At 71.4% G+C, this 26,076-nt stretch carries 20 protein-coding genes and 1 pseudogene; 10 read left to right on the forward strand and 11 right to left on the reverse strand.

Translation table 11 applies throughout. The annotated features are described in order from the left end of the window. Positions 1–72: 72 nt before the first annotated feature. Positions 73–429: a MarR family transcriptional regulator gene (locus ACIRL2_RS30730; protein WP_395861236.1), complete on the forward strand. Its 357-nt coding sequence runs from the start codon at positions 73–75 to the stop codon at positions 427–429. Between the two features lie 157 nt (positions 430–586). Here the strand turns inward: ACIRL2_RS30730 and ACIRL2_RS30735 are convergent, their stop codons facing one another. After that, entirely contained in the window at positions 587–898 is a 312-nt protein-coding gene (locus ACIRL2_RS30735; RefSeq protein ID WP_395861238.1) for a chaplin, read from the reverse strand. A 497-nt stretch (positions 899–1,395) separates the two neighbouring features. Between ACIRL2_RS30735 and ACIRL2_RS30740 the strand changes: the two genes are divergently transcribed. After that, the gene (locus ACIRL2_RS30740) at positions 1,396–3,507 is read left to right on the forward strand and encodes a SpoIIE family protein phosphatase (RefSeq protein WP_402236331.1); all 2,112 of its coding nucleotides are present in this window, start codon (positions 1,396–1,398) and stop codon (positions 3,505–3,507) included. 144 nt (positions 3,508–3,651) lie between these two features. On the opposite strand, the gene ACIRL2_RS30745 is transcribed toward ACIRL2_RS30740, so the two are convergent. Continuing rightward, complete coding sequence (locus ACIRL2_RS30745; RefSeq protein WP_402236333.1) at positions 3,652–6,270, reverse strand: hypothetical protein; 2,619 nt, start codon at positions 6,268–6,270, stop codon at positions 3,652–3,654. Between the two features lie 366 nt (positions 6,271–6,636). On the opposite strand from ACIRL2_RS30745, the gene ACIRL2_RS30750 reads away from it, so the two are divergent. From ACIRL2_RS30750 to ACIRL2_RS30760, 3 genes are all read left to right on the forward strand, one after another. Next, the gene (locus ACIRL2_RS30750; RefSeq protein ID WP_402236334.1) at positions 6,637–7,089 is read left to right on the forward strand and encodes a DUF3052 domain-containing protein; all 453 of its coding nucleotides are present in this window, start codon (positions 6,637–6,639) and stop codon (positions 7,087–7,089) included. Positions 7,090–7,354: 265 nt separating this feature from the next. Then, positions 7,355–7,753: a hypothetical protein gene (locus ACIRL2_RS30755; RefSeq protein ID WP_395861246.1), complete on the forward strand. Its 399-nt coding sequence runs from the start codon at positions 7,355–7,357 to the stop codon at positions 7,751–7,753. Positions 7,754–7,903: 150 nt separating this feature from the next. Continuing rightward, positions 7,904–9,286: a glutamate decarboxylase gene (locus tag ACIRL2_RS30760; protein ID WP_402236337.1), complete on the forward strand. Its 1,383-nt coding sequence runs from the start codon at positions 7,904–7,906 to the stop codon at positions 9,284–9,286. A gap of 227 nt (positions 9,287–9,513) precedes the next feature. On the opposite strand, the gene ACIRL2_RS30765 is transcribed toward ACIRL2_RS30760, so the two are convergent. The 3 genes from ACIRL2_RS30765 to ACIRL2_RS30775 form a co-directional block, all read right to left on the reverse strand. Further along, the gene (locus ACIRL2_RS30765; protein ID WP_395861250.1) at positions 9,514–9,774 is read right to left on the reverse strand and encodes a hypothetical protein; all 261 of its coding nucleotides are present in this window, start codon (positions 9,772–9,774) and stop codon (positions 9,514–9,516) included. Between the two features lie 261 nt (positions 9,775–10,035). Continuing rightward, on the reverse strand, positions 10,036–10,536 hold the full coding sequence (locus ACIRL2_RS30770; RefSeq protein ID WP_395861252.1) for an anthrone oxygenase family protein: 501 nt from the start codon (positions 10,534–10,536) through the stop codon (positions 10,036–10,038). Beyond that, positions 10,533–11,414: an NAD(P)H-binding protein gene (locus tag ACIRL2_RS30775; protein ID WP_402236341.1), complete on the reverse strand. Its 882-nt coding sequence runs from the start codon at positions 11,412–11,414 to the stop codon at positions 10,533–10,535. The genes ACIRL2_RS30770 and ACIRL2_RS30775 overlap by 4 nt, the downstream gene beginning before the upstream one ends. 85 nt (positions 11,415–11,499) lie before the next feature. On the opposite strand from ACIRL2_RS30775, the gene ACIRL2_RS30780 reads away from it, so the two are divergent. Beyond that, positions 11,500–11,991 carry a MarR family transcriptional regulator gene (locus ACIRL2_RS30780; RefSeq protein WP_402236342.1) on the forward strand — a complete coding sequence of 164 codons (492 nt, stop codon included), beginning with the start codon at positions 11,500–11,502 and terminating at the stop codon, positions 11,989–11,991. Between the two features lie 337 nt (positions 11,992–12,328). Further along, on the forward strand, positions 12,329–13,705 hold the full coding sequence (locus ACIRL2_RS30785) for a phosphoribosyltransferase family protein (protein ID WP_402236345.1): 1,377 nt from the start codon (positions 12,329–12,331) through the stop codon (positions 13,703–13,705). A gap of 353 nt (positions 13,706–14,058) precedes the next feature. Here the strand turns inward: ACIRL2_RS30785 and ACIRL2_RS30790 are convergent, their stop codons facing one another. Next, positions 14,059–15,060: a LacI family DNA-binding transcriptional regulator gene (locus ACIRL2_RS30790; protein WP_402236347.1), complete on the reverse strand. Its 1,002-nt coding sequence runs from the start codon at positions 15,058–15,060 to the stop codon at positions 14,059–14,061. 222 nt (positions 15,061–15,282) lie between these two features. Between ACIRL2_RS30790 and ACIRL2_RS30795 the strand changes: the two genes are divergently transcribed. Both ACIRL2_RS30795 and ACIRL2_RS30800 read left to right on the forward strand, forming a co-directional pair. Next, the gene (locus ACIRL2_RS30795) at positions 15,283–17,019 is read left to right on the forward strand and encodes an amidase (protein WP_402236350.1); all 1,737 of its coding nucleotides are present in this window, start codon (positions 15,283–15,285) and stop codon (positions 17,017–17,019) included. Between the two features lie 157 nt (positions 17,020–17,176). Next, complete coding sequence (locus ACIRL2_RS30800; RefSeq protein ID WP_395861263.1) at positions 17,177–18,142, forward strand: LLM class F420-dependent oxidoreductase; 966 nt, start codon at positions 17,177–17,179, stop codon at positions 18,140–18,142. A gap of 147 nt (positions 18,143–18,289) precedes the next feature. On the opposite strand, the gene ACIRL2_RS30805 is transcribed toward ACIRL2_RS30800, so the two are convergent. From ACIRL2_RS30805 to ACIRL2_RS30815, 3 genes are all read right to left on the reverse strand, one after another. Beyond that, complete coding sequence (locus ACIRL2_RS30805) at positions 18,290–20,551, reverse strand: catalase (protein WP_402236354.1); 2,262 nt, start codon at positions 20,549–20,551, stop codon at positions 18,290–18,292. A gap of 556 nt (positions 20,552–21,107) precedes the next feature. Beyond that, a complete protein-coding gene (locus ACIRL2_RS30810; protein WP_402236356.1) occupies positions 21,108–22,142 on the reverse strand; it encodes a hypothetical protein in 1,035 nt (344 codons plus the stop codon). Between the two features lie 98 nt (positions 22,143–22,240). Continuing rightward, positions 22,241–22,381: a hypothetical protein gene (locus ACIRL2_RS30815; RefSeq protein ID WP_402236358.1), complete on the reverse strand. Its 141-nt coding sequence runs from the start codon at positions 22,379–22,381 to the stop codon at positions 22,241–22,243. A gap of 100 nt (positions 22,382–22,481) precedes the next feature. Here ACIRL2_RS30815 and ACIRL2_RS30820 point away from each other — a divergent pair, with 100 nt between their 5' ends. After that, positions 22,482–23,303, forward strand: a complete 822-nt coding sequence (locus tag ACIRL2_RS30820; protein WP_395861269.1) for a MerR family transcriptional regulator — start codon at positions 22,482–22,484, stop codon at positions 23,301–23,303. Between the two features lie 147 nt (positions 23,304–23,450). Here ACIRL2_RS30820 and ACIRL2_RS30825 read toward each other — a convergent pair whose 3' ends face one another. Both ACIRL2_RS30825 and argJ read right to left on the reverse strand, forming a co-directional pair. Further along, positions 23,451–24,293, reverse strand: coding sequence for an alpha/beta fold hydrolase (locus ACIRL2_RS30825; protein ID WP_395861271.1), 843 nt, complete (start codon positions 24,291–24,293; stop codon positions 23,451–23,453). Between the two features lie 447 nt (positions 24,294–24,740). Then, a pseudogene (gene argJ, locus ACIRL2_RS30830) lies at positions 24,741–25,936 on the reverse strand (bifunctional glutamate N-acetyltransferase/amino-acid acetyltransferase ArgJ). Positions 25,937–26,076: the final 140 nt, after the last annotated feature.

Consider the following 26,076-nt stretch of genomic DNA (forward strand, 5'->3'; position numbering starts at 1 on the left):
GCACGTCAAGGAATTCGGGAACTCTATTTCCGGTGTAGTGATGCCGGAATGAACGAGCTTACGATGGGTGTCATGAGTGATGCGGACGAGGCCCGGCCGTCGTGGACCTTTTTCACCAGTCACGCCCGTGTGCTTTCGGTGATCGCTCGTGATCCGCAGGCGCGTGTGCGCGACATCGCGGCCGTGTGCCTGCTGACCGAGCGCGCCGTCCAGGGCATCCTGGCCGACCTGGAGGACGGCGGGTATCTCATCCGGGAGCGCAGCGGGCGCCGCAACACGTACCGCATCGTCCCCGGAACGGAGGTGCGCCATCCCGCGGACCGGGGCCGGGCCGTCGCCGACGCCCTCGACCTGCCCGTAGAGGAGCACCCGGACGCGGCGGACGCGGCGGACGTCGACACGGATCCGTCCGGGACCCGGGCGCCTTGACCCGATGCCCGAGCCCGCAACCGGGGCCGAGGTCGCCCCCGGCGCCATCCCGACGCGGGACGGGGGTCGGGCGTGCCGAGACCCCCGCGGGATGCAGGCGCGGGGGTCTCGGTGTGTCGGACGCGGAGGAACGTCCGGGGAAATGCCCTCGGAGGGGTCAGCCTCGGTGGTCGCCGTGCTGGGGCGCCTCGTGGCCGCCGTCGTGCCCCTTGTGCCCTTCGTCGTCCCCGTCGATGTTGAGGCAGGTGTTGCCGATGGCGGGGTTGAGGACGCCGACGATGTTCACGGTGTTGCCGCACAGGTTGATCGGCACGTGGACCGGGACCTGGATGTTGTTGCCGGAGGCCACACCGGGGGAGTCGACGGCGGCGCCGTCCGCGTCGGCCTCGGCGTGCGCGGCGCCCGCGCCCGCCATCAGGACCGCTGCGGTGCCGGCCATCACCATGGTGACCTTCTTGAACGAACCCACGAACACTCCCTCTTCGCTGCGGCGCCGGACCGTCCCGACGCCCTCGTCCCGACCAACGACCCACACGCCCAAAGGCTTCGGCCCCGGCAACCGTTCACCCGAACGACGCACACCACACGTCGGACGGTGGGTTCCCAGCCGGAGACGGTCTCGCCGATGTCGCCGATTTCGGTGGCATGGACACATGCCGACGCCCGGCCCGCCCGCAGGGTGCCCGAGCGCGGCGACGAAGGCGAGCCGCACCGACTCGCCGGCCGTCACGTTCGCCCGGGACCCCGATCTCACCCCTGAAAGCGCGCGACGGCGGGGGTGTGCGCCGGGCTTCGGGGGCTGCCGGATCGACGTGGCTCGCCGAGGAAGGGTTCAGCGGTGCCGGCCTCCGGACCCGTGCCGCGGGGCCGCCGGATCGTGCGGCGCCGGGTTCGGGAGCAGCATGGAGACAAGCCCTCAGCCGGCGCGTGACCGCGTTGGCCGCGCTGGGGAGGGAGCTGTATGGGATGAGTGCACACGAGTCGCCCCCACGGGACGAGCACGGCCAGGCGGCCGTGCCCTCGCCGCCCGGAGGGCTGCTGGACCTGCTGAGCGTCGCGGCGATCGTGCTGGACGACCGCGGGAAGATCGTGTTCTGGAGCCCGCAGGCCGACAAGGTGTTGGGCCACACGGCCGAGGAGGCTCTGGGGCAGTACGCGGCCGACGTGCTGGTGCACCCGATGCACCGGGACCTGGTGGTCAAGCTGTTCGCCGAGATCCTGAGCACCGGCGCGAGCTGGGCCGGCGCGTTCCCGATCCTTCGCAGGGACGGCACGACGCGCCTGGTGGAGTTCCGCAATATGCGCCTTCTGGACGACCTGGGCGACGTCTACGCCCTCGGCATAGCCGCCGACCAGAGCATGCTGCGGCGGGTGGAGACGGATCTTGCCCTGTCCGAGCGCCTGGTGTCGCAAGCCGCCATCGGTATCGCCCTGCTGGACACCGACCTGCGCTATCTGCTGGTCAATCCGGCGCTGGAACGTATCAACGGCAAATCGGCGGCCGACCACATCGGGCGGCACCCCGTCGACATCGTCCCGTCCCTCGACGTCGACACCATCGAGTCCGCGCTGCGCCAAGTGCTGCTCACCGGCACGCCCCTGATCGACCAGTACACGGTCGGCCGCACCCCGGCCGACCCCGACCACGACCACGCCTGGTCGGTCTCGTACTTCCGGCTCGAAGGTTCCGGCGGGCGGGTGATCGGAGTGGCGACCACGGTGGTCGACGTCAGCGAACGCCACCGGGTCGCCACCGAGGCGGATCGGGCCCGCCGCCGGCTGGCCGTGATCGCCGACGCCTCCGCCCGCGTCGGCACCACCTTGGAGGTGGAGACCACGGCCCAGGAACTGGTCGAGGTCGCCGTGCCCGACCTGGCCGACGTGGCCGCGGTCGACGTCCTCGACGCCGTCCTGGCCTTCCGCCGTACCAGCGCATCCGTGGACCGGGGGCCGGAGATGTTCCGCGCGCTCGCCGTCGCCTCCGCCTACCCCACACCGGCGACGGACTCCCTGAAGGTCGGGGACCTCGCCGCGTACAGCGCCGACCGTCTGATCACGCAGTGCGTCCACACCGGGCAGCCCGTCGTGGTCGCCCACGCCGACACCAGCGATCTGCAGCACATCGCCCCCGATGCCGACGTCGCGACCGCCTTCGCCCGGGCCGGGGTGCACTCCTACCTCGCGGTGCCGCTGATCGCCCACAACGAGGTCCTCGGTGCCTTCGACCTGCTGCGCGCCCGCAACCCGCTTCCCTTCGACGACGACGACGTGATCCTCGCCGTCGAACTCGCCGCACGCGCGGCCGTCGCCATCGACAACGCCCGTTGGCACCAGAGCGTCCGCAACGTCTCCGAGACCCTCCAGCGCAGTCTCCTGCCCGGTCGCCCACCCGAGCTCATCGGCCTCGACGTCGCCTCCTTCTACCAGCCCGCCCAGGCATCCCACGAGGTGGGAGGCGACTGGTACGACGTCATTCCGCTGACGGACGACAGAACCGCGCTGGTGATCGGCGACGTGATGGGCAACGGCATCGACGCCGCCGCCACCATGGGCCGACTGCGCACCGCCACCTGCGCCTTCGCCGACCTCGACCTGCCTCCCGACCACGTGCTCCAACACCTCGACAGGATTACCGACGGACTCGAGCACTACATCGCCACCTGCATCTACGCCGTCTACGACCCGCACCGGCACCGGTGCCACATCGCCAACGCCGGCCACCTACCGCCGGTCCTCGCCCCCGCCGGACGGCGACCCCGACTGCTGGACCTGCCGTCCGGGGCACCGCTCGGCGTCGGCGGCATCTCCTTCCACACCACCGACTTCGAGCTGAACCCGGGCGACCGGCTCGTTCTCTACACCGACGGCCTCGTCGAAACCCGCCACCACGCCATCGACGAACGTCTGGACACGTTGCTGCGCACCCTCGACGAATCCCGCCTGCCCCTGGACGACACCTGCCAGTGGCTCCTGCGAGCCCTGCGACACCCCGACGACCACGACGACGTCGCTCTCCTGATCGCACAAGCCGGCACGGTGGCCGCGGACCGTCGCACCCCCGGACCCGATCGACCTTGACCCCGTGGACGAGGTCCGCCCGGGCCGGCGCCCCGGCCGCTTCCGGCGGCCAAGCGCGAGCCGACCGAAGCGCACGCCGATCCCCGGCGGCCGGTGCGGACCGGAACGGTGGGTGGCGCGGGACGCCGGTGACCGGGCGCGGAGTCATGGCCGCCGGCGCGGCTCCGAGGATCCCGACGCCGCGGCGATGTCGACGAGTTCGAGCAGGGTGCCGGGGAAGTCCGGCAGGAGGTGCACGGCGACCACCCACGCATCGGGGTTGTCGAGACGGGTGCGCACCCGGCGGATGAGTTCGCGGGCTTGGGGGGTGCGCAGGAAGTGGCGGCTCTGTCGGGCGTGGGTGGTGACTGCGCGGAACGCGAGGGCCGCCGGCGTACACGCGCCCGCCACGTCCAGCACGGTGATCACGCCACGGGCCAGGCCCTGCGCCACCCAGGTAGCCGGCGCCCGAGCTTGGAAGACGGCGGGGCTGCGCAGTGCGGCGCGGTAGAACTCGGCGGGACAGTCGGGTTTCGCGAGGAGGAACGAGATCACGTCGGCGTCGAACGACCGCTCGGCTTGTGCCCGCAGGATCTCCGGCCACGGCAAGGGGCCGGGATGGACCGGGTGTTCCACCCTGGGGTTGGCCACACGCAGTTCCGCGATCAGCACTTCGGGTCGCACCGCTTCCTCGGCCGCCCGGCGCAAGAGGTCGAGTCCGGCGGCCGGGCCGGCGGCCAACGCCCGGCGAACCACCGCTTGTGTCCCCGCCGGCCAGGGGCACGCGGGATGACCACAGCGCGGCGTGGTCGCGCAGCCCAGCAACTCCCTGACGTCGTCCGGCCCGCCGTATTCCCACAGCCGCACCAACATTGCCAGTTGCGGCCCAGCGGTCCGCCCCGCCAAGCGCCAGGGGAAGTGCCGCAGCACCAGCGGATGCCCCGACTGTCGGGCGGCCGCGACCCGGTCGTGGTGCTCCGCGGGCGACGTGTGCCGCCCGCCCCACGCCGCGACCTGTTCGGAGACCGGTACCGCCCGGGGGCGGCCGTGCCGGTCCGTGCCGGAGGTGAGGCGCACGCGCTGTTCGAGGGTGAGCGGCGCGCGAGCGTACAACAGGGTGTTGACCTCGGGCTCGTCGCGGTCCAGCAGCGCGGCCGTCTCCGCGGGCGACAAGCCCGCCGCGAACGTCGCCATCGCCACAGCCGCGGCCGACCCGCGACGGGCGAGGATCTCGGCTCGCACTGCCTCGGTCACCACGCCGGGCATGCACAGCAGTTCGAGGTGGCGCTCCGGCAGCGAGGGGATCAGCGCGTCCTGCGCCTCGGGCCCGGCGCACGCGAACAACGTCTGGAACACCGCCTCGGCGCGGTTCGCGGCGTGGGGTGTGCGTGCGAAGGTGACCGGGTGGTGTTCGGGCATCCGTCCGGTGAGCGCCGAGTCGACCAACTGCCGTGCGGTGCCGAAGAGCCAGGCCCGCTCCTGGATGATCGCCTCCCACGGCCCGGGGCTCGCGCCGAGGCGGGCGGCGAGGCCGGTCACGGCCTCGCGGACACCGGGGGCGTCGAGGGGAAGGTGCGCGAAGACGTCGACCGCCGGGCTGACCGTCGCCAACACCTCGGCCGGGTCGAATCGGCCTTCCGCCAGGCCGCGCGACAAGGCCGGCCCCACCACCATGCCACTCGAGCGGTCGGAGCGGAGCGCGGTGATCCACGCCAACGGGACGCGCGGCGCGAGGGACAGGACCCGGTACGGCTCCTCGGCGTACGCCTGCGCGGCCAGGTCCGCCGGGCAGTCCGGACGCCGGGTCAGCGCGGCCAGTCCCGGACCGGTGAACGGGCGGCGCGCGTGTTCGGCCCGGACCAGGTCCCACAGCGGCACATCGGCCGTGACCTTCGCGAACGCGTGCAGGGCGTAGACGGCGAAGTCGGCGTTCCAGTCCTCGTCCTGGTCGTCCGTGTACTTGCACTCGCCGCGCGGGACCCGCTTGTCGAGGTGGCGCAACCCGAGCAGCAGCAGGTGATCGGCGAAGGTGGCGTCGTTGACCGGCAAGGCGGTCGCGGCAGCCTCGTGCCATCGGCCCGCCAGGTCCGCGTGGCCGAAGTCGGCGTGCATCCCGGCAGCACGTACGAAGGCGTCGAACGACTCCCCGTCGGACTCCAACAGCCTGCGGGCGGCGTCGAGCAGGACAGGTCGGGGCAGATCCACGCCGAGTACCCGCAGCGCGTGGCCGATCAACTCGGGGAACGGCCCACGCAGCGTGGGGATGAGCCGGTCGTCCGCCCGGGTCTCCAACACCCGCTCGACCAGGCCGCCGGGCCTGCGCCACCGCGGATCGGCCGGATCGGCGGCGGCCAGCACAGCGCCCCTGAGCGGGAGCGCGTTCGCCACGGCGCGCCGAATCTCGGTCCTGCGGGCCTGGGCCCGGGCACGGTCGCCGACCGGCTCCGGCTGTGTGGCGGGGCCGAACCGGCCGAGCACGTCGGAGCCGAAGGGAAACTCGGCCAGGTACAGGCGTACCCCCAGAGCCGGGCTGCCGAGCGTCGCGATCGCCAATGCGGCAGCCGGCGTCGGGGTCTGGTTCCTGCCCAGCGCCGCAAGCGCCTCGGCGTCCTCGCCGGCCACCGCGGCCCGGACGAGCGTCGGCGGCAGCATCGGTGCCGTGGCGAGCGCGTCCAGGAGCGGGGCACGCAACCGCCCCATGAGCTCATCGGCCCAGGCCCGGTCTCCCCACCGCAACGCGACCAGCGCCGCGGCGCCCCGATCGGACGCGCTCTCGAATACCATCCGCCACCCCGTTCCGCACGTCGTCGCCGGCATGTTCGCCACGCGGCGCCCTCGCGGTCGGGTGCACCGGTCCCTCCTCCGCCGCACCGGTACCAGCCGACGCGCCCGACGGCGCCGTGCCCAGCAGCGGCGACACGAGCGCCCCGGTCCACCCTCGTACTCGGCAGGGGATGAACCGGTGCGGTGTGGTGCTGCGGCGCCGATGTGCTGTGGTGTGCTGCGCCCGAGGTGCCCCGGCGGCCACGATCGCCCCTTCAGTCAACAGGCCTGCCGCCAGAATGTTTTCGGGTCGAGCCTTGAACGGGTGCCACCCTGGCGATGAGACTGAGAACCGCTTTGCGTACGTGTGCATCGTCGTGCCAGGGCGTGGGTTTCGAGAAGGGGGCCGTGATGGTGGCTGCCGGGGGTGCGCAGGACTACGCGCGGAGGATGGGCATCGTTCCGTCCGCGGTGGTCCGGGAGTTGGGCTGGGACGATGACACCGATGACGAGATCCGTGCCGACATCGAGGACACGATCGGCACCGAGATGGTGGACGACGAAACCGACGAAGTCGTGGACGTCGTCCTGCTGTGGTGGCGGGAAGGCGATGGCGACCTGGCAGACGAACTCGCGGATGCGTCGGCACCCCTTGCCGACGAGGGCGTGCTCTGGGTCCTCACTCCGGAGACGGGCCGGCCCGGCCACGCCGATCCGAGCGAGATCGCCGAAGCGGCGAAAACGGCCGGCCTCGCATCCATCGGCACCGTCACCCTCGGGGCATGGTCCGGCAACCCTCTGGTCCAGCCCGAATCGACACCGCGCGAGCAGGGTCCTTGAGGCACGCCTCGGACCGCTCCGCGAGTGACGTGCCCAGGCGCCCGCATCGGTACCCGCTCCGGGAGCCCGCATCCGCACGGCGCCGATTGCCATGGGAGATCGGCATGGTCGTGGACCGGGCGCGGCCCCTCGGAGGACGAATACGCGGCACGGACCCGTTTGCCGGTGGAACCGGGTGATCCCAGTCGCAGGGACCCACCGGAGGGGTCAGTGTGGGAGGAGGGGACATCCACCCCAGGGGTTGCCCCGATAGGGAGGCCTGGACATGGCCACGCACACACAACGAGCCACTCACTCGTCGGGTTGGACCACGTTCGCCGCGGTGCTGATGACCATCGGCGGCGTCCTGGCGGTCTTCCAAGGAATCGCCGCCATCGCGAAAGACGATGTCATCGTCGAGACGCGCAACTACTCCTTCTCGTACAGCACCACCGGCTGGGGCTGGATCCACCTGATCCTGGGCATCGTCGTCTTCCTCGCGGGCCTCGCCCTGTTCACGAATGCCCTCTGGGCCCGCTTCCTCGGGGTACTCCTGGCGGGGCTGAGCATGCTCGCGAACTTCGTCTGGCTGCCTCACTACCCGGTGTGGTCGATCATCGTGATCGCCATCGACATCGCCATCATCTGGGCGTTGTGTACCGGCCCACAACGGAGCAACCGGTGAGCCACGCAGGACGGTCGGCCGTGCCGCGTCCGACGTCCCGGGCGGCGCGTACCGCTGAACCTCGGGCGGAGTATGCCCGCTATCGGGCGTCGGAGTTCACTCGTATTGTTCGGAAGGAGATGCTTATACGGCGATATGAGAGGCTTTCTGATGGCTCTGCACAAGGCCAGGGAACAGGTCGGTAGCCCCGCCGACGACGTCTTCGCCTCCCCGCTGAGCGAACGCCCCTTGTCCAAGCGAGCCATCCCCGAACTCCCGACGCCCCCGAACATCGTCTTCCAGGTGCTGAGCAACGAATTGCTCTTGGACGGCAACGCCGCACAGAACCTCGCCACGTTCTGCACCACCTGGGCGGACGACGAGGTGCGCCGCCTGATGGATCTGTGCCTCGACAAGAACATCGTCGACAAGGACGAGTACCCGCAGACCGCGGAGATCGAGTCGCGATGCGTCAACATCCTCGCGAACCTGTGGCACGCGCCGGCCGGCGGCGACAATGCCGTGGGCTGCTCCACCACCGGTTCCAGCGAGGCCGCCATGCTCTGCGGCCTCGCGCTGAAGTGGCGGTGGCGCAACCGGCGGCGCGAGGCGGGCCTGCCGACCGATCGGCCCAACCTGGTGTGCGGGCCCGTACAGGTGTGCTGGGAGAAGTTCGCCCGCTACTTCGACGTCGAGCTGCGCCAAGTCCCGGTGGAGGCGGGAGCGACCGGCCTCGAGCCGCACCAACTGCGCGACTACGTCGACGAGAACACCATCGGCGTCGTGGCGATCCTCGGTGTCACCTACACCTGCACATACGAGCCGGTCGCCGAGATCGCGGCCGAACTCGACCGGATCCAGGCGGAAACCGGCCTCGACATCCCCGTGCACGTGGATGCGGCTTCCGGCGGGTTCATCGCCCCCTTCCTGCATCCCGACCTGCTGTGGGACTTCCGGGTGCCGCGCGTTGCCTCGATCAACTCGTCGGGCCACAAGTACGGCATGGCCCCGCTCGGTGTCGGCTGGGCCCTGTGGCGCGATACCGCCGCCCTGCCCGCCGACCTCGTCTTCCACGTCAGCTACCTCGGCGGCGACATGCCGACTCTCGCCCTGAACTTCTCGCGCCCCGGCGGGCAGGTCATCGCCCAGTACTTCCTGTTCCTGCGCCTGGGCCGGGAGGGGTATCGGCGGGTCTACGAGGCGTGTGCGCACACGGCCCAGGGCCTGGCCCGGCAGATCGCCGACATGGGCCCCTTCACCCTGCTCTACGACGGGGTGGGAGCGCTGCCGGCCGTCTCCTACACGCTGACCGATTCCGACACGCGCGAGTGGAGTCTGTACGACCTCACCGACCGGCTCCGGATGCGCGGTTGGCAGGTGCCCTCCTACCCGCTGCCGCCCGACCGCCAGGAGACCGTCATCCAGCGGGTACTCGTGCGCCACGGCGTCGACCGCGACGAGATCGATCTGCTCGCCGACGACATGCGCCGGGCCATCAGGGAACTCGAAGACGGCCACCCGAGCGACGAGAACCGCGGCGGCTTCCACCACTGACCGGCCTCGAACGGCTCTCCGCGGTCGGGCCGGTCGTGGGCCGGGGCCGCGAGCGCCTGTGGTCCATCGGTCGCCACACCGTCCCACCCCGCCGAGCAAGTCCGGTCGCACCGCCGTCAACCCGTCCCGGCTGTGTCGAATCGGTTACGGCGCCGGGGACTACCGGCCCGGATCAAAGGCCCAACGTGGCCTCCGGGTAGCCGAGTTCCTCGCTGCCTGGAGGCACGTCACCCTTCCAAGCCTTCGATCACGTCACCGCGAACACAGGCAATGCCCTTGATCAGGGCATGAGATGAACGGTTGCCTTCCTCGTCCGCCGCCGCCGCGGCGAATCCGAAATGAATCACCGTTTCGCCCAGGAGACATGCGTCGCGAGTCACCTTGACGCGTTGCCCTCGGGTGAACTCTCCGCTCTCGACAGTCATGAAGACTGCGCAGTCGCCGGTCGACAAGGCCATCGTGTCCGTCAACGTCGCTCGCGTCGTCATGGTGTCTTCCCTCCGGTTGCAGACCCATCGACATGCGACGACAGAGCCTACCGAAAGGCTTCGCGGTGTCCGCCTCCCAAAGCCGGAACCCCTTCGTCATGTCCCCCATGCCGACGTTGCCTGGCCGGCCCGTTGCCACCTCGGTGGCGTCCGACGCGTCGCGTTGCGGGCTGTGCGCACGAAACCGGGAGCTCGACGGAACCCGGCCCAAGCGGCGGCCGGTTCGCCTTGATCGGCTGCCGCTGGGACCGGGCCCGGGAGCTATGCGCGGGCCGGCTCGCGGGTGCCGCGCGCCGTGCGCGTCGAGGCGGCGATGAGAGTCGCGAACGCGATGACGGCCGCGCCGGTGCGTATGGCGTGGGCGATCTGCCACTGGTCACGAACGCTCGCCCAGTCCGAAGGGGGTTGCCGTACATCCCAGTCGAGTTGGTCCGCGTTGATGGGCATGTTGACCACGACCGTCACGGCGACGATCAGGAGGAGCAGCGCGAGTCCGGTCGACCGCAGTCGGAACGCGCGTTCTCGGGTTTTGAACGTGACGGCGACCAGAAACGCTGTCGCGATCAGTGCCGGCAGCAGCGTCGCGGTCGCGAGCTTGTCCAGCGAATCGAGTTCCACGTGCCGCACTTGGGTGTACACGTGGCGGTCTTCACCGCGCAGCGACATTTCGAGCACGAGGACCGCGACGAGGAAGCCTGCGAAGAGACCCGAGAACAGCAGGCTCACCCATCTTGCAACCGTGCCGAGCGGGGTCTCGGTCATGCTTGGTCCTCCCCGCCGGACGCGGAGGAGTCGGCCCGGGCCGTGAAGGCCGCGGCGTTGTCGGCCGCCCACGTGGCGAAGGTCAGCGCGGGTCGGCCCAGGAGCCGTTCCACGGTGCCCGTGGTCGGCCCGGGCCGGTCGGCGTAGTCGGCCAGTGAACCGAGCAGTCGGTCGGGGATGTCCTCGGGGAGGCCCTGAGCGAGCATCGCCTGGCGGACCTGCTCGGGGGCGAGTTCCCGGAAGGCCAGTGTCCGGTCGACGGCCGCTCCGATGAGGCGGACTTTTTCGTACTGCGTGATCGACTGCGGGCCGGTGAGCAGGTGGGCGCGTCCGGCGTGCGCGGGGTCGATCAGTGCCGCGACCGCCACCTCCGCGATGTCGCGGTGGTGGATCGGGGAGGTCGCCGCGCCGCCATGGGCGCCGTGCACGACGCCGGTTGCGCGAATCTGCGGCGCCCAGGCCAGGGCGTTGGCGGCGAAGTCGGCACACCGTAGAAACGTCCAGGGCAGACCGGACTCCCGTGCGGCGGCTTCGGTCCGCTTGAACTCCTCGATGAAGCGTGGGTGGCCGACCGGGTGCTCCACGGTCGCGGCCGACAGCACCACCACCCGCCGTGCGCCTCGTGCCGCGGCCAGTGACAGCAGTTCGGAACTCGCGCTGCCGGCGGCGCGTGGGCTGAGCAGGACCGCCTCGACCACGTCGGGCAGCGACGTCAGCGTGTCGGGCCGGGACGGGTCGCCGGCAACGACATGCGCGCCGCCGGGCAGTGCGGCAGTGGCGGGGTCGCGCGTGACCGCCGCCACTTTCCGGCCGGACTCCAGCAACAGGTTCACCGTTTCGCGTCCGACGATGCCGGTCGCTCCGATCACCAGGAACATGCGTGCGTCTCCTCACCCGGGTCAGGGTTTTTCGCGTGACGTAATATACGAGAACCGTAGCATATTGATTTGGGAGTCGTACATTATGGAATCCGTAACACATGGCGATGCGGGCGACGCGGACCCGCGCCGCCGACGGGCAACCGTCGACGTCAAAGAGGGGTTGCGTGCGCTGAGCCTTCAACTGTCCCTGCTCAACCGGCAGGTCAGCGCCCATCTGACGCTCCGCGACGTCGACTTGGACTGCCTCGACATCGTCAACGCCCACGGCCCGCTGAGCCCGAGCGCACTGGCGCGACGAGCCGGTCTGCACGCCGCCACGATGACCGGGGTGCTCGACCGACTCGAACGCGCCGGTTGGGTGTCCCGCGAGCCGGATCCCTCGGACCGCCGAGGCTCCCGAATCCGGGCCCTGCGTGACCGCAACGCCGAACTCCTGGCGCTCTTCGCCGGCATGAACACCTCGGTGGAGCAGATCTGCGCCGACTACGAAGGCGCGGAACTCGAACGTTTCGCGGAGTTCCTCCGCCGCGCCGCCGCGGCGGGGCGAGACGCGACCGAAGATCTGGCGAACTGACCGCATCCGGGCAAACCGATCGGTTCGGCACCGCCCGGCGGCCTCGGTCACCTCACGTCGTGCCGGAGACGTCGAGTGGGGCAACGGACGGCAGGCGCTTCGGCAGTGGACGTCGGAGAATCGAAGGGACGAGGGAGACGGATTCGACAATCGGTTCCATGCCGCCCATCCGTCCGAGGTGCGGGTCGTCGCCCGATGGGAATCGGTGCGCGTGGCGGCCGAATTCCGTGGCCGCCCGTACCGCAGCCTGCTCGTGCGGCTGCCCGCTCGTACGGGGTCGGTCGATGTCCCGGGCGGCCGGTAGGAGACCGGGTCGTGCCCGGAAGGGGATGAAGTCGTGCTCTTCACCGATCGTGTCGACGCGGGACGGAAACTGGCCGAGTACCTGGCGCCCTTGCCCGTGGCGAACCAGGACGTGATCGTGCTCGGCCTGGCCCGGGGCGGAATGCCGGTGGCCGCCCAGGTGGCCGATGCCCTCCGCGCTCCACTGGACGTATGCCTGGTGCGGAAACTGGGCGTTCCCTCCCAACCGGAACTGGGAATGGGTGCCGTCGCCGAAGAGGGGGTCGTCGTCCTCAACGACCACGTCGTGCGAGCCTCGGGCATTTCCCGCGCCGCGTTGGAAGGGATCGAACGGCGAGAACGGGAGCTGTTGGAACGGCGTGCCCGCCGCTACCGGGGCGAGCGGCCACCGGTGGAACTCGGCGGCCGAACGGTCGTGGTCGTCGATGACGGCATCGCGACCGGATCCACCGCCCGCGCGGCCTGTCGCGCCGCCCGAGATCGAGGCGCGGCGCGCGTGGTGCTCGCCGTACCGGTGGCGCCGGCCGGCTGGGGGAAGGAGCCGGATCCGGACGCCGACGAGGTGATCTGCCTGCACAACCCGGTCGGATTCATGGCGGTGGGGCAGTTCTACGCGAACTTCTCCCAGACCACCGACGAGGAGGTCGTCGAGTGTCTCGATCGGGCCGTCGCTCGCCGGTCGGAGCCGCCGCCGACAGCGGAAGCGGGGACGGCGGGGACGAGACCGGGTAGCGGATCGACGCGCTCCGCGGAATCCGTGCCCACGCACAGCGACATCGACCTACCGGTCGAAACCGCGCGGCTACCGGGGCACCTGAGTCTGCCCGCGGGAGCGGAACGGATCGTCGTCTTCGCGCACGGCAGCGGCAGCAGTCGACACAGCCCGCGCAACCGCTTCGTGGCGACCGCGCTGAACCGGGCCGGCCTGGGCACGTTGTTGTTCGATCTCCTGACCGAGAGCGAGGCACGCGGCCGGTCGAACGTCTTCGACATCGAACTGTTGGCCCGGCGCCTGATCGACGTCACACGCGGGCTCCGGGAGCGACCCGAAGGCAAAGGGCGGACGGTGGGGTACTTCGGGGCGAGCACCGGCGCCGCAGCCGCATTGTGGGCGGCGGCCGAACTCGGTGACGACGTGGGGGCGGTCGTCTCCCGGGGCGGCAGGCCCGATCTGGCGGAAGCACATCTGCCCGCCGTCACGGCCCGGACGTTGCTCATCGTCGGCGGCAACGACCACGTGGTACTGGAGCTCAACAACCGCGCGCGTACCTTCCTCCGGTGCGAGAGCCGTCTCGAGGTCGTCCCCGGCGCCGGCCACCTGTTCGAGGAACCGGGCACCCTCGACGCGGTGGCCGACCTGGCCCGGGACTGGTTCCTCGGCCGACCGGCCGCCGGCGCGAACGGACATTGAGCGCGGCCGACGATGGCGTCGCGAGCAGAAGCGCCGGCACGCGGACCACCGGCACGCGGACCGCCGCACGCGAGATGACCTTGTCGCGGCGCGGTTTCGATGAGGAAGGAAGTGGCCTCAGGAATCCCGCTGTTGCTGGAAGCAGCGAGTGAGGACGGAGACGATCACGACGCTGCTCCCTTGTGGCCGGGGCGCGTTCGTGATGGCTTCGGCGTCGAGGTGTGCGGTCGTGCTGCTCGTGGAGCGCACGTCCGTGGACCGCAACCGGGAGGGTGAGCGAGCTCGTCGTCAGCCGGGCCCGACGGGTCGGGGTGCGGAGCAGGCGGGCGATACCGGCGGAGGGTTGTGGAATCTCAGCTCTCGGGTTGTGTCGAGGCCCGGGTACGCAAAGCCCAGTCGTGCGGGCGAACGGTGTCGGGTGGAGTGCGGTCGGCCATGATGTCGCAGAGCAGTTCGGCGCAGGCGCGTCCGTAGTCGGCGGGCCTGAGGTCGACCGCCGTGATCGGTGGGCTGCTGGTGCGGGTGGCGGTGCCGTCCACGCAGGACGCGACCAGCAGGTCCCGGCCGGCGGTACGGCCGAAGGCGGCGGCGCCGTGGAGGACGCCCGGGGCGGCGCCGTCCGGGCCGCAGATCACCGCGTCGACCGCCGGTTCGGTTTCGAGCAGGCCGCGCACCGCGTCGGCGGCGTCGGCGGGAGTGGCCGCGAACGGGACGTGGCGCACGGCGACAGGGGTGCGGTGCGCCTTGCCCCAGGTGCGGGCGGTCGTTCGTAGAGCCCGGGCCCAGGTGGACTCGCCGCCGGGGGCCAGCAGGGCCGGGCGGCGGGCGCCGCGGTCGGCCAGGTGGTCCAGCAGCGCGGTGAGGGAGGCGGCGGTGTCGCAGACCACGGCGCCGCTGGGGGCGGCGGAGGGACCGGGGAACCGCTCGCCGGTGACGACGGGGACCCCGGCTGCGAGCATCTCGGTCGCCGTCTCGTCCTCGGTGTCGGGGTCGATGAGCAGCAGGCCGTCGACCCGCGAGGCGACCGGTCCTCCGGTGCCCGCGGATCCGGCGAGCAGGACCAGATCGAATCCTTCTTCCTGGGCCCGGGCGACGGACCCGAAGGCGAGGTTCATGTAGTAGTCGAGCCGGGTCGCGGTCCGGGGGAGGTACAGGCCGATGGCTCCGGTGCCGGCGCGGCGTAGGTGGCGGGCCGCGCTGTTGGGGCGGTAGCCCAGGGCGTCGGCCGTCTCGCGGACCCGTGCGCGGGTGGCCGCCGCCACCCGCCCGGAGCCCTGGAGGGCGTCCGAGGCGGTACTCCGGGAGACTCCGGCGGCGCGGGCCACGTCGAGCAGGGTCACGATGCGGGCGGTCACAGCCACGGAGTCTAGATCACCCGGACGGGCACTTGCCGGATCGATCCGGCAGAGTCTAGATTCGGTTCTGCCGGATCGATCCGGCACACCTTGTCGTGAGGTCTGCCCGCGCGATTCGGGGTGTGGCATCGACCCGTAGGCCCCGCCACTCGAGGCGGTTCCCCGCGACGCCGTTCCGAGCCCGTGGCCCCGTTCGACCGAACCATCCAGGAGGACCCCCGCATGACGCGCGGATTCGACGTCGTGGAGACGAGCATCGCCGACCTGCGCGCGGCGCTGGAGAAGGGCGAGGTCACTGCGGTCGGGCTGCTCGACGCCTATCTGGCGCGCATCGAGGCCTACGACCGGCCCGGCACCGCCACCGCGCTCAACGCGATGGTCGTGATGAACCCGGACGCTCGCGCCGATGCCGAAGCCTCGGACGCACGTCGCGCGCGTGGCGAAACGCTCGGTCCGCTGGACGGCGTCCCGTACACCGCCAAGGACAGCTACCTTGCGAAGGGCCTGACGGCGGCGGCCGGTTCACCGGCGTTCGAACACCTCGTCGCCCAGCGGGACGCCTTCGCCGTCGAGCGGCTGCGCGCGGCCGGGGCGGTGCTCATCGGCCTGACCAACATGCCGCCGATGGCGAACGGCGGCATGCAGCGCGGCGTGTACGGGCGCGCCGAAAGCCCGTACAGCGCCGACTGGCTGACCAGCGCCTTCGGCTCCGGCTCGTCCAACGGCTCGGGCACCGCGACGGCGGCGTCGTTCGGCGCGTTCGGCCTCGGCGAGGAGACCTGGTCGTCGGGCCGGGCGCCCGCCTCGAACAACGCGCTGTGCGCGTACACGCCCAGCCGCGGCGTGATCTCGGTGCGCGGGAACTGGCCGCTGGTGCCGACCATGGACGTCGTGGTGCCGCACACCCGCACCATGGCCGACCTGTTCGAGCTGCTCGACGTCATCGTCGCCGACGACCCGGACACCCGCGGCGACCTCTGGCGATCCCAGCCGTGGGTGCCGCTGCCCGCGCCGTCACAGGTACGCCCGGCCTCGTACCCGGCGCTGGCCCCCGCGGACGCGACGACGGCACGGGCCTCGCTCGCCGGCAAGCGCGTCGGCGTGCCGAAGATGTACATCAATGCCGACCCCGACGCCGGGACGAACCCGGACGGGGGCATCGGCGGCCAGACCGGACAGCGCATCGAGACGCGCGCCTCGGTGATCGCCCTGTGGGAGGCCGCCCGCCGCGACCTGGAGACAGCGGGCGTCGAGGTGGTCGAGGTCGACTTCCCCGTGGTGTCGAACTACGAGGCCGACCGCCCGGGCGCGCCTTCCCTGCCGACCCGGGGCCTGGTCGGACGTGACTTCCTCACGGTCGAGATCGAGGACCTGTCGGCCTGGGCGTGGGACGACTTCCTGCGGGCGAACGGCGACCCGGCGTTCGCCGGCCTGGCCGACGTCGACGGCGACCGGATCTGGCCCAGGCGTTCCGGCGAACTGCCGGACCGCTACGCCGGTTTCGACGACACGATCGGCGACTATCCGCGGTTCGTGCGCGAGCGTCCGTACGCGTCGATCACCGAGATGCCACACCTCGAGCAGGGGCTGCGCGGGCTCGAGGAGACGCGCAGGGTGGACCTGGAGCTGTGGATGGACGAACTGGGCCTGGACGCGGTGGTGTTCCCCGCCGTCGCCGACGTGGGCCCGGCGGACATGGACGTCTCCGAGGCGTCCGCCGACCTCGGCTGGCGCAACGGCGTGTGGGTCGCGAACGGCAATCTGGTGCCCCGACACCTGGGCATCCCGACCGTCACCGTGCCGATGGGCACCATGGCCGACATCGGCATGCCGGTCGGGCTGACCTTCGCGGGCCGTGCCTACGACGACAACGCCCTGCTCGCCGTCGCGGCGGCCTTCGAGGCCACCGGAAACCGCCGCACCGCACCGCCGCGCACACCACGGCTGGCGACGAGCTGACCCGCCGGCGTCGGGGCGCCGCGCCGCCGGGTGCGGTCACGACGCAGTCCCTGGCGGGCACGCGGAGACGGATGCGCCCGCGAAGGCCCGAGCGGGGCGCCGGCTGTCGGTGTCGATGGTCCGGTTTTCCACCGGCTTGTCCGGGCACCCGGGTTCCATGGTGAAGATCGGCTACACGATGATGACCGAGCAGGCCGGGCCCAAGGATCTGGTCGCGCACGTGGTGCACGCGGAGGAGGCCGGGTTCGACTTCTCGGTGACCTCGGACCACTACTTTCCGTGGTTGGACGCGCAGGGCCACGCGCCGTACGCGTGGAGCGTGCTGGGCGCGGCGGCGCAGGCCACCTCGCGGATCCCGCTGATGACGTACGTGACCTGTCCGACGATGCGCTACCACCCGGCGGTGGTGGCGCAGAAGGCCGCGACCGTGCAGTTGTTGTCGGACGGCCGGTTCCGGCTCGGGCTCGGCTCCGGGGAGAACCTGAACGAGCACGTGGTCGGCGGCGGCTGGCCGGCGGCGGACGTGCGCCAGGAGATGCTCGGCGAGGCGGTGGAGATCATCCGGGCGCTGTTCGCGGGCGGGTACGTCGACCATCACGGCACCCACTTCGACGTCGAGTCCGCCAAGTTGTGGGACCTGCCGGATCGGCCGCCGCCGATCGGCATCGCGGTCTCCGGACGGCAGAGCTGTGCCCTGGCGGGTCGGCTGGCGGACCTGGTCATCGCGACCGAGCCCGAGGGCGGGCTGTTGACCGAGTTCGACCGACACGGCGGCACGGGGAAGCCCCGGGTGGGCCAGTTGCCGGTGAGCTACGACCCCGACCGGAGTGTCGCCATCGCGCGGGCACACGAGCAGTTCCGCTGGTTCGGGGGCGGCTGGAAGGTCAACTCCGAGCTTCCGGGCACCGCGGGATTCGCGGGCGCGACACAGTTCGTGCGACCGGAGGACGTCGCCGAGTCGATCCCTTGCGGTGACGACGTGGACGCGTTCGTGGACGCGGTTCGCCCATTCGTAGAGGCCGGGTTCACCGAGGTCGCGCTGATCCAGATCGGTGGCGAGACCCAGCACGCGTTCCTGGACTGGGCGCGGGACAACCTCCTGGCGGCACTGCGCGAGCTGTGACCGCGAGGGACTGGGGGCGGGCCTCCGATCGCGGCCGAGGCGGCCGCCCCTCCGGGCACGTCACCAGCGCTTCGAGCGAGGTCCCTTCCCCGCTTCCCCGACGCGTCGCCATCGGCCCGCGTCGGGGAAGGGGGGTTTGGGTGGGGCTCAGACGGTGTCGGCGTCCGCCGCGGGGAAGCGGTCCCATACCCGGTGGGTGCCGAGGAGGCCGGTGATTTCGGACAGCACGGCGGACGCGTTCTCGGCGACGACCACGCCGGGGGCGTTGGTCGGGATGCCGGCTGCGACCAGGCAGTCCTCGCTGTCGGCCCAACCACCGATGGCCTTGGCGTGGCGGTATGCCTCGGCGAGCATGAGCAGGATCCGCGGATCGGTGGCGGACAGCGACGTCCCGTTGCCTGCCTTGGCGTCCCGTGCCCCGTACGCGTCCTTGCCCGGCGCCGGTGAGCCGGCGAGCAGGATCGCGTCGAACTCGATCGAGCGCGCGGTGGCGAAGGTGCGTTGCACGGGGACGGGTGCGTCGCCGTCCGCCCCGAGCATGCCGCCGGTGGGCGCGATGACCAGCGGCACCATGCCCGCGTCGAACACCGCCCGTCGCACCTCGCGAACGGCGTCCAAGTCGGCTGCGGGGTCGGCGACGATGCCGATCACGCGGCCGGTGACCGGCCACGTCCCGCCGATCTGGGACAGCGCGGGGCTCGGTTCGACCGAGGCCAGGGGGGCCGCGGGCGAGGGCGCCGGCAGCCCCAGGCCCTCGGCGACGCGCGCGCACAACAACGGGTCGATGTCGGCCAGGACCCGCAGGGTGCGTTCCTTGATCGCCTGTTCGTGGCACTTGCCGAGTTCGAACGTGTAGGCGGCGATGACGTGTTCGCGCTCGATGGGGGTCAGGCTGAGCCAGAACAGTCGGGGTTGGCTCGTGTGGTCCGCGAAGGAGGCCGGGGCCTCGCGTACCTTGGCCGCGGGCGGGAGGGGGACCGGTACCTCGACGTACCCGCCGTGGTCGGCCCCGGCGGTGAAGGGGCAGCCGCCATCGAGCGAGTTCGGTCGGTAGGGGGCCACGCCGCTGTGCACGGCGTCCTGGTGCAGGCCGTCCCGGAGCATGTCGTTGACCGGCGCGTGTGGGCGGTTGATGGGGATCTGCGCGAAGTTGGGGCCGCCGAGTCGGCTGATCTGCGTGTCGAGGTAGGAGAACAGTCGGCCCGCCAGCAGTGGGTCGTCGGTGATGTCGATGCCGGGGACCAGGTGGCCGGGGTGGAAGGCGACCTGTTCGGTCTCGGCGAAGTAATTGCTCGGGTTGGCGTTGAGCGTGAGCAGGCCGATCGGCTGTACGGGGGCGAGTTCCTCGGGAACGATCTTGGTGGGGTCGAGGAGGTCGATGCCCTCGAAGGTCTGGTCGGCGGTGTCCGGGAAGGTTTGGATGCCCAGTTCCCACTGCGGGAACGCCCCGGCCTCGATCGCGTCGGCGAGGTCGCGGCGGTGGAAGTCGGGGTCCATGCCGCTGATGATCTGTGCTTCCTCCCATACCAGCGAGTGCACGCCCGCCTTCGGCTTCCAGTGGAACTTCACCAGTGTGGTGGTGCCGTCGGCGGCCACGAGCCGGAAGGTGTGGATCCCGAAGCCCTCCATCGTGCGGAACGAGCGCGGGATCGCGCGGTCCGACATGTTCCAGATGGTGTGGTGGGTGGCCTCGGTGTGCAGCGAGACGAAGTCCCAGAAGGTGTCGTGCGCGCTCTGCGCCTGCGGGATCTCGCGGTCGGGGTGCGGTTTCCCGGCGTGGATGATGTCCGGGAACTTGATCGCGTCCTGGATGAAGAACACCGGGATGTTGTTGCCGACCAGGTCGAAGACGCCCTCGGCGGTGTAGAACTTGGTGGCGAACCCGCGGGTGTCCCGCACCGTGTCGGCCGATCCCCGCGATCCCAGCACGGTGGAGAAGCGCACGAACACCGGCGTCTCGACGTCCTTGCCGAGGAACGCCGCCTTGCTCACGCCCGCCGCGCTGCCGTAGCCGACGAAGACACCGTGGGCCGCCGCGCCCCGGGCGTGCACGACCCGCTCGGGGATGCGCTCGTGGTCGAAATGGGTGATCTTCTCACGCAGATGGTGGTCCTGGAGCAGGACCGGCCCGCGCGGTCCCGCCTTGAGCGAGTGGTCGGTGTCCGGCAGACGCAAGCCCTGGGCGGTGGTCAGGTAGGCGCCGCCCTGCGCCACCGCCGCCTGGTCGGTGCCGGTGGGCTGCCCGGTCGGGCTCACCGGGTCCGGGCCGCTCTGATCAGGCTTCGGCGGGAGCGGTTCGCGCGGCCGCGTGGGCTCCTCCAGCGGGGCGTGCTCGCTGCCGGGACGGCCGGGGATCACGCCGGCGGGGTCGGGCTTGCGGCTCGCGCGCTTGGACTTGGGCTTTGCCATTTTTCCTCCGGGTACCAGGGTTCGCGGGTGCCGACCGGGCTCGAACCGGCGGAACCCCCACGGCCGCGTGCCGAGGGTCGGGTGCCTCCGAACCGGTCGCGGGAGTCAGAGCTACCCGCGCTGCCGGGATCGAATCGAGATCTTCCGACAGCGCTCGCGGTGAGCCGTCGACATCACGCGGCATGCGTCAGGCACGGCCCGGGTTCGGTTCGCGCTCCGGCGGCGCGGCCGAGGGTCGGTCTTGCCGAGCCGGACGGCGTCGACGTGGGTGACATCGTGACTCGCCCCACCGCCCAGGGGTGGCTCCGACAGCGCCGCGCCACCACGCGGCCCGCTCCCGCGTACCGCCGAACCCGAACCCACGGATCCCCCCGGGGCGGTGCCACCTCCCGGCGGCCGGGATGGCCATCGTCAAGCCGACGGACGGCTGATCTCGGCCGGTTCGCGCCGTCCGGTCCCAGCCCCGGCTCCGCGCCCGGTTCCGGTGCCGGTTCCGGTTCCGGTTCTCAATGGTGGTGAAATGGGTGTCGAACGACCGGTCGGCCAGGGTTCGGGTTCAGCCGAACATGCGGGTGGTGCTCGCCGGGCGGTGCTCGAGCATCGTGGCCTCCCAGGGCTCGAAGTCGATCTCCCGGTGCGGGTCACCGGGGTCGGGCGGCGCGGTGGATCGGGTGAGGAACGCGGCGGCGCACAACGCGGTGAGTGTGCCCGCGCCCAGGGCGACGGGACCCCACGCCTCGAACGCCGCACCCGAGTCGGCGAGCAGCGGCGGTACGAGCGCGGTGGCGATCGTCGCGCACCCCGCCGCCAACGCCGCCAGGCGCATGCCGCGACCGGCGCGTACGGCCGTGATCCCGGCGAGGAACAGGGTTGTCAGGCCCAGCAGCGCGAACCACCCCGCTGCGTACGGGGGCGTGCGGACACTCGCGGGAATCGCGCTGCCCAGCGCCAGCCCGGATACCGCCAGGCCCACCGCGGTGGCCCACCGCAGACCAGCCCCCGCCCCCTTTTCCGCGACCCTCGACGGCGCTCCCACCGGTGACTTCTCGGCGATGAACGCCGGCGGTGGGGGTGGGTACGCGCCGGTGTGCGTCGGGCCGACCGGCATGCGCGCATCGCGTGGGTCGGGTTGCTCGGCGGGGCGCCGGCCTTGTCTGGCGTGGGTGGGATTGCTCAGCAGGTTCGCCAGGAGCACGAGTTCGCTCACCGGTCGTGTCAGCGCGGCTTCGCGCAGGGCGTCGTCGGCGGCCAATCCGGAGCAGTCCTTCAGGATCGCGATCATCCGTGCGACCTCGGGGACGGTGCGATGGGTGGTCGCCAAACGCAGCAATGTCTCGGCCGGGTTGTCGGAGTTTGCCTCGACGCGGTCGTCCGGTGTCGGGCGCGTGAGGTGCTCGCCATACGGTTCGTCCGGTGTGCCGGCGGGTCGCGCGAGCGCCGGCTCGCCGGGGTGGGTCGGCGGCGCAGCGAATCGCGGGGGCTCGCCGGGTGGGGCCGCCCGAGTCTCGAAGTAGCCGGTGGGCGCGGGGGGTTGGCGATGTCCCGGCGTCGGTGTGGGCGTGGGCGATTGGGGGTCGGATGCGAAGGTCAAGGCGTTCTCCCTGCGCGTGGAAACACGGCCGGGCCGCACCTGTACCGGACGCGCTCCCGGTCGCCGGACGAGGAGCGTGTACCCGTATGCGCAACCCATCAGTCACGGTGGGTTGCCATCTTGATCTCTTTCGCCAACGGCTTCCACACGGTCCTGCCGCACGTCCGCGCCACCTCGACCGCCTCGAACTCCGGCTGCACCGCGATGGACAGCGCCGGCTCCCCTGTCGGTGACTTCACGGAGCCGCGTCGATGAAGCTCCCCGCGCTCTCGCCGTCCCTCGGCCGCGGGGTAGCTTCTTGACCCTCACACCGTGTCAGGCGGTCGGCTTGGAGACATCATGTTCACCATCGGAGACTTCGCCCGGCACGGCCGCGTCTCGGTCCGGATGCTGCGTCACTACGACGCGACCGGCCTGCTGCGCCCGGCTCACGTCGACCCTGCCAGCGGCTATCGCCACTACACCGCCGGTCAACTCGCCCGCCTCAACCGGATCATCGCGCTCAAGGACCTCGGATTCACCCTCCAGCAGGTCCGGGGCATCGTGGACGAGAAGGTCGGCGTCGAGGAACTGCGCGGCATGCTGCGGTTGCGGCGGGCCGAACTGGAGGCCGCCATGGCTGCCGCAGGAGCACGGCTGGTCCACGTCGAGGCGAGGCTCCGAGCGATCGAGAGCGAGGGGCACATGCCCACGAACGACGTTGTCATCAAGAGCGTTCCCACCGTCCGGGTGGCGGAGCTGACCGCGACCGCCGCGAGTTTCGAGCCCGAGGACATCGGGCCGGTCGTCGGGCCGCTCTACGAAGAGCTGTTCCGGTACCTGGGCTCGGCGGGCATAGCCGTCACGGGCCCCGGTGTCGCCTACTACGAGGACGCCCCGGAGGGCGGCGGCAGAATCAGCGTCCACGCCGCCGTTCAGGTCTCCGCTCCTCTCCAGGACGGCGCCTTCCGCGTCCTGGACCTGCCATCCCTCGACCAGGCCGCGACCATCGTGCACCACGGTTCGATGGACGCCGTGCTCCCCACCGCGCAGACCCTCGCCCGCTGGATCGACGCCAACGGCTACCGGTCGACCGCATACCCCCGCGAGGTCAACCTCGAGTGCCCGGACAACCGTGACGACTGGGTGACGGAGTTGCAGGCACCGGTGAACCCGCGCTGACCAATCGCGCCGAGTCCGAGCGTTCGGCACCTTCGGGCATCGGGAGAGTGTCGTGGCCTCCCGATGCCCGGCCCCGGCCGGGTCGGCGATGCATCCGGCCAGGCGATGTCGTCGATCATCCTGCCGAGTTCCGCCGACGCGCCGAGCTCAAGACTGTCGGGGCCGCACCGGCGGGGTGCCGGTGCCTCGTGCCGCGAACTCCAGCAGCAGCTGCGCGGTCCTCTCGGACGCCTCCCACAGGGGTATGTGCCCCACGTCCGGCAGGAGTTCGACCCGCGCGCCCGGCACCGTCTCGTACCGGCGCGCCGAGGCCGGATCCCAGCGGGGATCGGCGGCGCCGAAGACCACCAGCACGGGAACCCCGAGGGAGGCGAGACGCTCGGGCACGCTCCGCTCGGCGACGTACGTGGTGTTCTCGCGCATCACGGCCCTGAAGGCGCCGTACGTGGTGCCTCGCAGCTCGGCGACCACACCGTCCGGGATGTCCACGGGGCGGGCGGCCGTCGCGTTGATCCCCTTGCGGATCATGGCGTCCGAACGTCGCGACCACAGGAGCGGCCCGAACGGCGGGCCCAGCAGGACCCGTAGGACGACCGGTTGCGGAAGCAGCGCGTCGAGACTCGGTCCGGTGCTGATCAGTGCGAGCGAGCCCACCAGGTCGGGGCGCTGCTCCGCGAGCGCGGTGGCCGCGTAGCCGCCGCTGGAGTGCCCGACCACGGTGACGGAGCCCAGTTGGAGGTCGTCGAGCAGCGCCGCGATCCTGCCCGCCTGTACGGGGACCCGGTAGGACGTCGCGGACGGGGACCGGCCGCATCCGGGGAGGTCGACCCGGATGACGTGGTGGTGGGCGGCGAGCGCCGGGACCAAGGGGCGCCACGAGGCGCTTGCGGCCCCCGATCCGTGGATGAGCAACACCGGCGGCGCCTGCCGCGGGCCGTCGCGGATCACGTGCATGCCGTGTGAACTGTGCTCGACGTCGTACTCACTCATGCGGCGATGATGAGTGGGCCACCGGCCGTCGGTCTTGTACAAAAGTCATCGCCCAGCCGCGGCGAGGGCGTGGAGCAGGATTGAGCGTCCCCGTGTGCGGGGGTGCGCCGAGGGGTGTCGGTCCGGACCGGTCGTGCCGCCCTGCGGGCAGTGGGGCAGAGGATCTCGGTTGTGTTCGCCGGTTCTTGGATGCCTCGGCGTGCGAGGTGCAGCAGGCGGCGGCCCTGGTCGGCGCCGCCTCCCGCGATGCACAGGCCCGCGGCTACCGCGAGCAGGTCGTCCGTGGTGAGATCTCGACGCACCGAGCCGTTGGCTTGAGCTCGGACCGGGAGCGGTTTCGCGGTGGCGGAGACTGTCGTGCCGGCGGTCGAACAGGTCGGTCCGCCGTTCGGTGGAACCGTGGGTGGCGGCCATCGCCAGGGGCCGCTTGTCCGCGATCGGCGGCCGTCATGAGGTGTAGTCCGCGTTGACGCGGATGTAGCCCTCGGAGAGGTCGCAGCCGTAGACGGTGGCGGTGGCGTCACCGAGGCCGAGGGTGATGGTGAGTCGACCTCGTCCCGCCCCATGATGTCGACGAGTTGGTCGAGGGTGTCCGGTTCGGGCTCCCTGGGGTAGACCTCGATCGCGCCGAACCGCACGGTCACCTTGTTCGGGTCGATGTCCGTGTCGTCGGTGTTCTTGCCGATGGCCATGACGACCCTGCCCCAGTTCGGGTCGGCTCCGTGGACCGCGGTCTTGACCAGGGGCGAGTTCACCACGGTCTTCGCGACGCGCTTGGCCTGCTCGTAGTCCCCGGCCCGGCCGACGGTGACGCGCAGAAGCTTGGTCGCGCCTTCGCCGTCGCCCGCCAGTTGCGTGGTCAGGTCCAGACACAGGTCGGCGAGTGCGAGGGAGAACGCCGCGAAGTCGACCGGGCCGGCCGCGCCGTTGGCGATCACGGCCACGGTGTCGGAGGTGGAGGTGTCGGTGTCCACGCTCAGACAGTTGAAGGTCGTCTCCACGGCACCGCGAAGCGCGGTGTCCAGATCGGCCGGGGAAAGGGCCGCGTCGGTGAACAGGTAGGCGAGCATGGTGGCCATGTCGGGTTCCAGCATGCCGACGCCCTTGGCCACACCGACGATGCGGGCCGGACCGACGGTCCGTACGGCCGTCTTCGGCCGCGTGTCGGTGGTCATCATCGCGCGAGCCACCTCCAGCGGTCCCGCCTCGAAGGCCGCCGGACCGCGCTGCGCGGTCTCGTCGAGGTGGGTGCGGATGGTGTCCATCGGCAGCGGGCGTCCGATGACCCCGGTGGAGCCGATGAGCACTTCGTTCTCCGGGATGTCGAGAATCCCGGCGACCCGATGGACGACCTCGGCGGCGTTCTCCTCGCCCTGGCGCCCGGTGGCGACGTTGGCGTTCTTCGCCAACGTGCAGAGAGCCCGGAGGTGTTGCCCGGCGGCGTGCGCGCGGCTGAGCAGCACGGCCGGCCCCGCGAAGCGGCTCCGGGTGAACATCGCCGCGCTGACGGCCGGCCGGTCCGACGCCACGATCGAGATGTCGTCCCCCCGATCGCGCAGCCCGCCATGACCGGTGTACGCCCGGAAGCCGGTGGGCCACGTCAACGCCGCGCGCTCCTCATGCGTTGCATGAATATGTGTCATGAGGCATATGTTTGCAGCTTGATCGTCGCTGCGTCCAGGGTTTTCGCGCCCTGCCGGCCGGTCACCGGACCCCGCGCGCCGAGCCGACCACGCGACCGTGCAGGGCCTCGTCCCGCGCGCCCCACCCCCAGGTCGGCGTC

The organism is Embleya sp. NPDC127516, assembly GCF_044765325.1.
Lineage (GTDB): Bacteria > Actinomycetota > Actinomycetes > Streptomycetales > Streptomycetaceae > Embleya.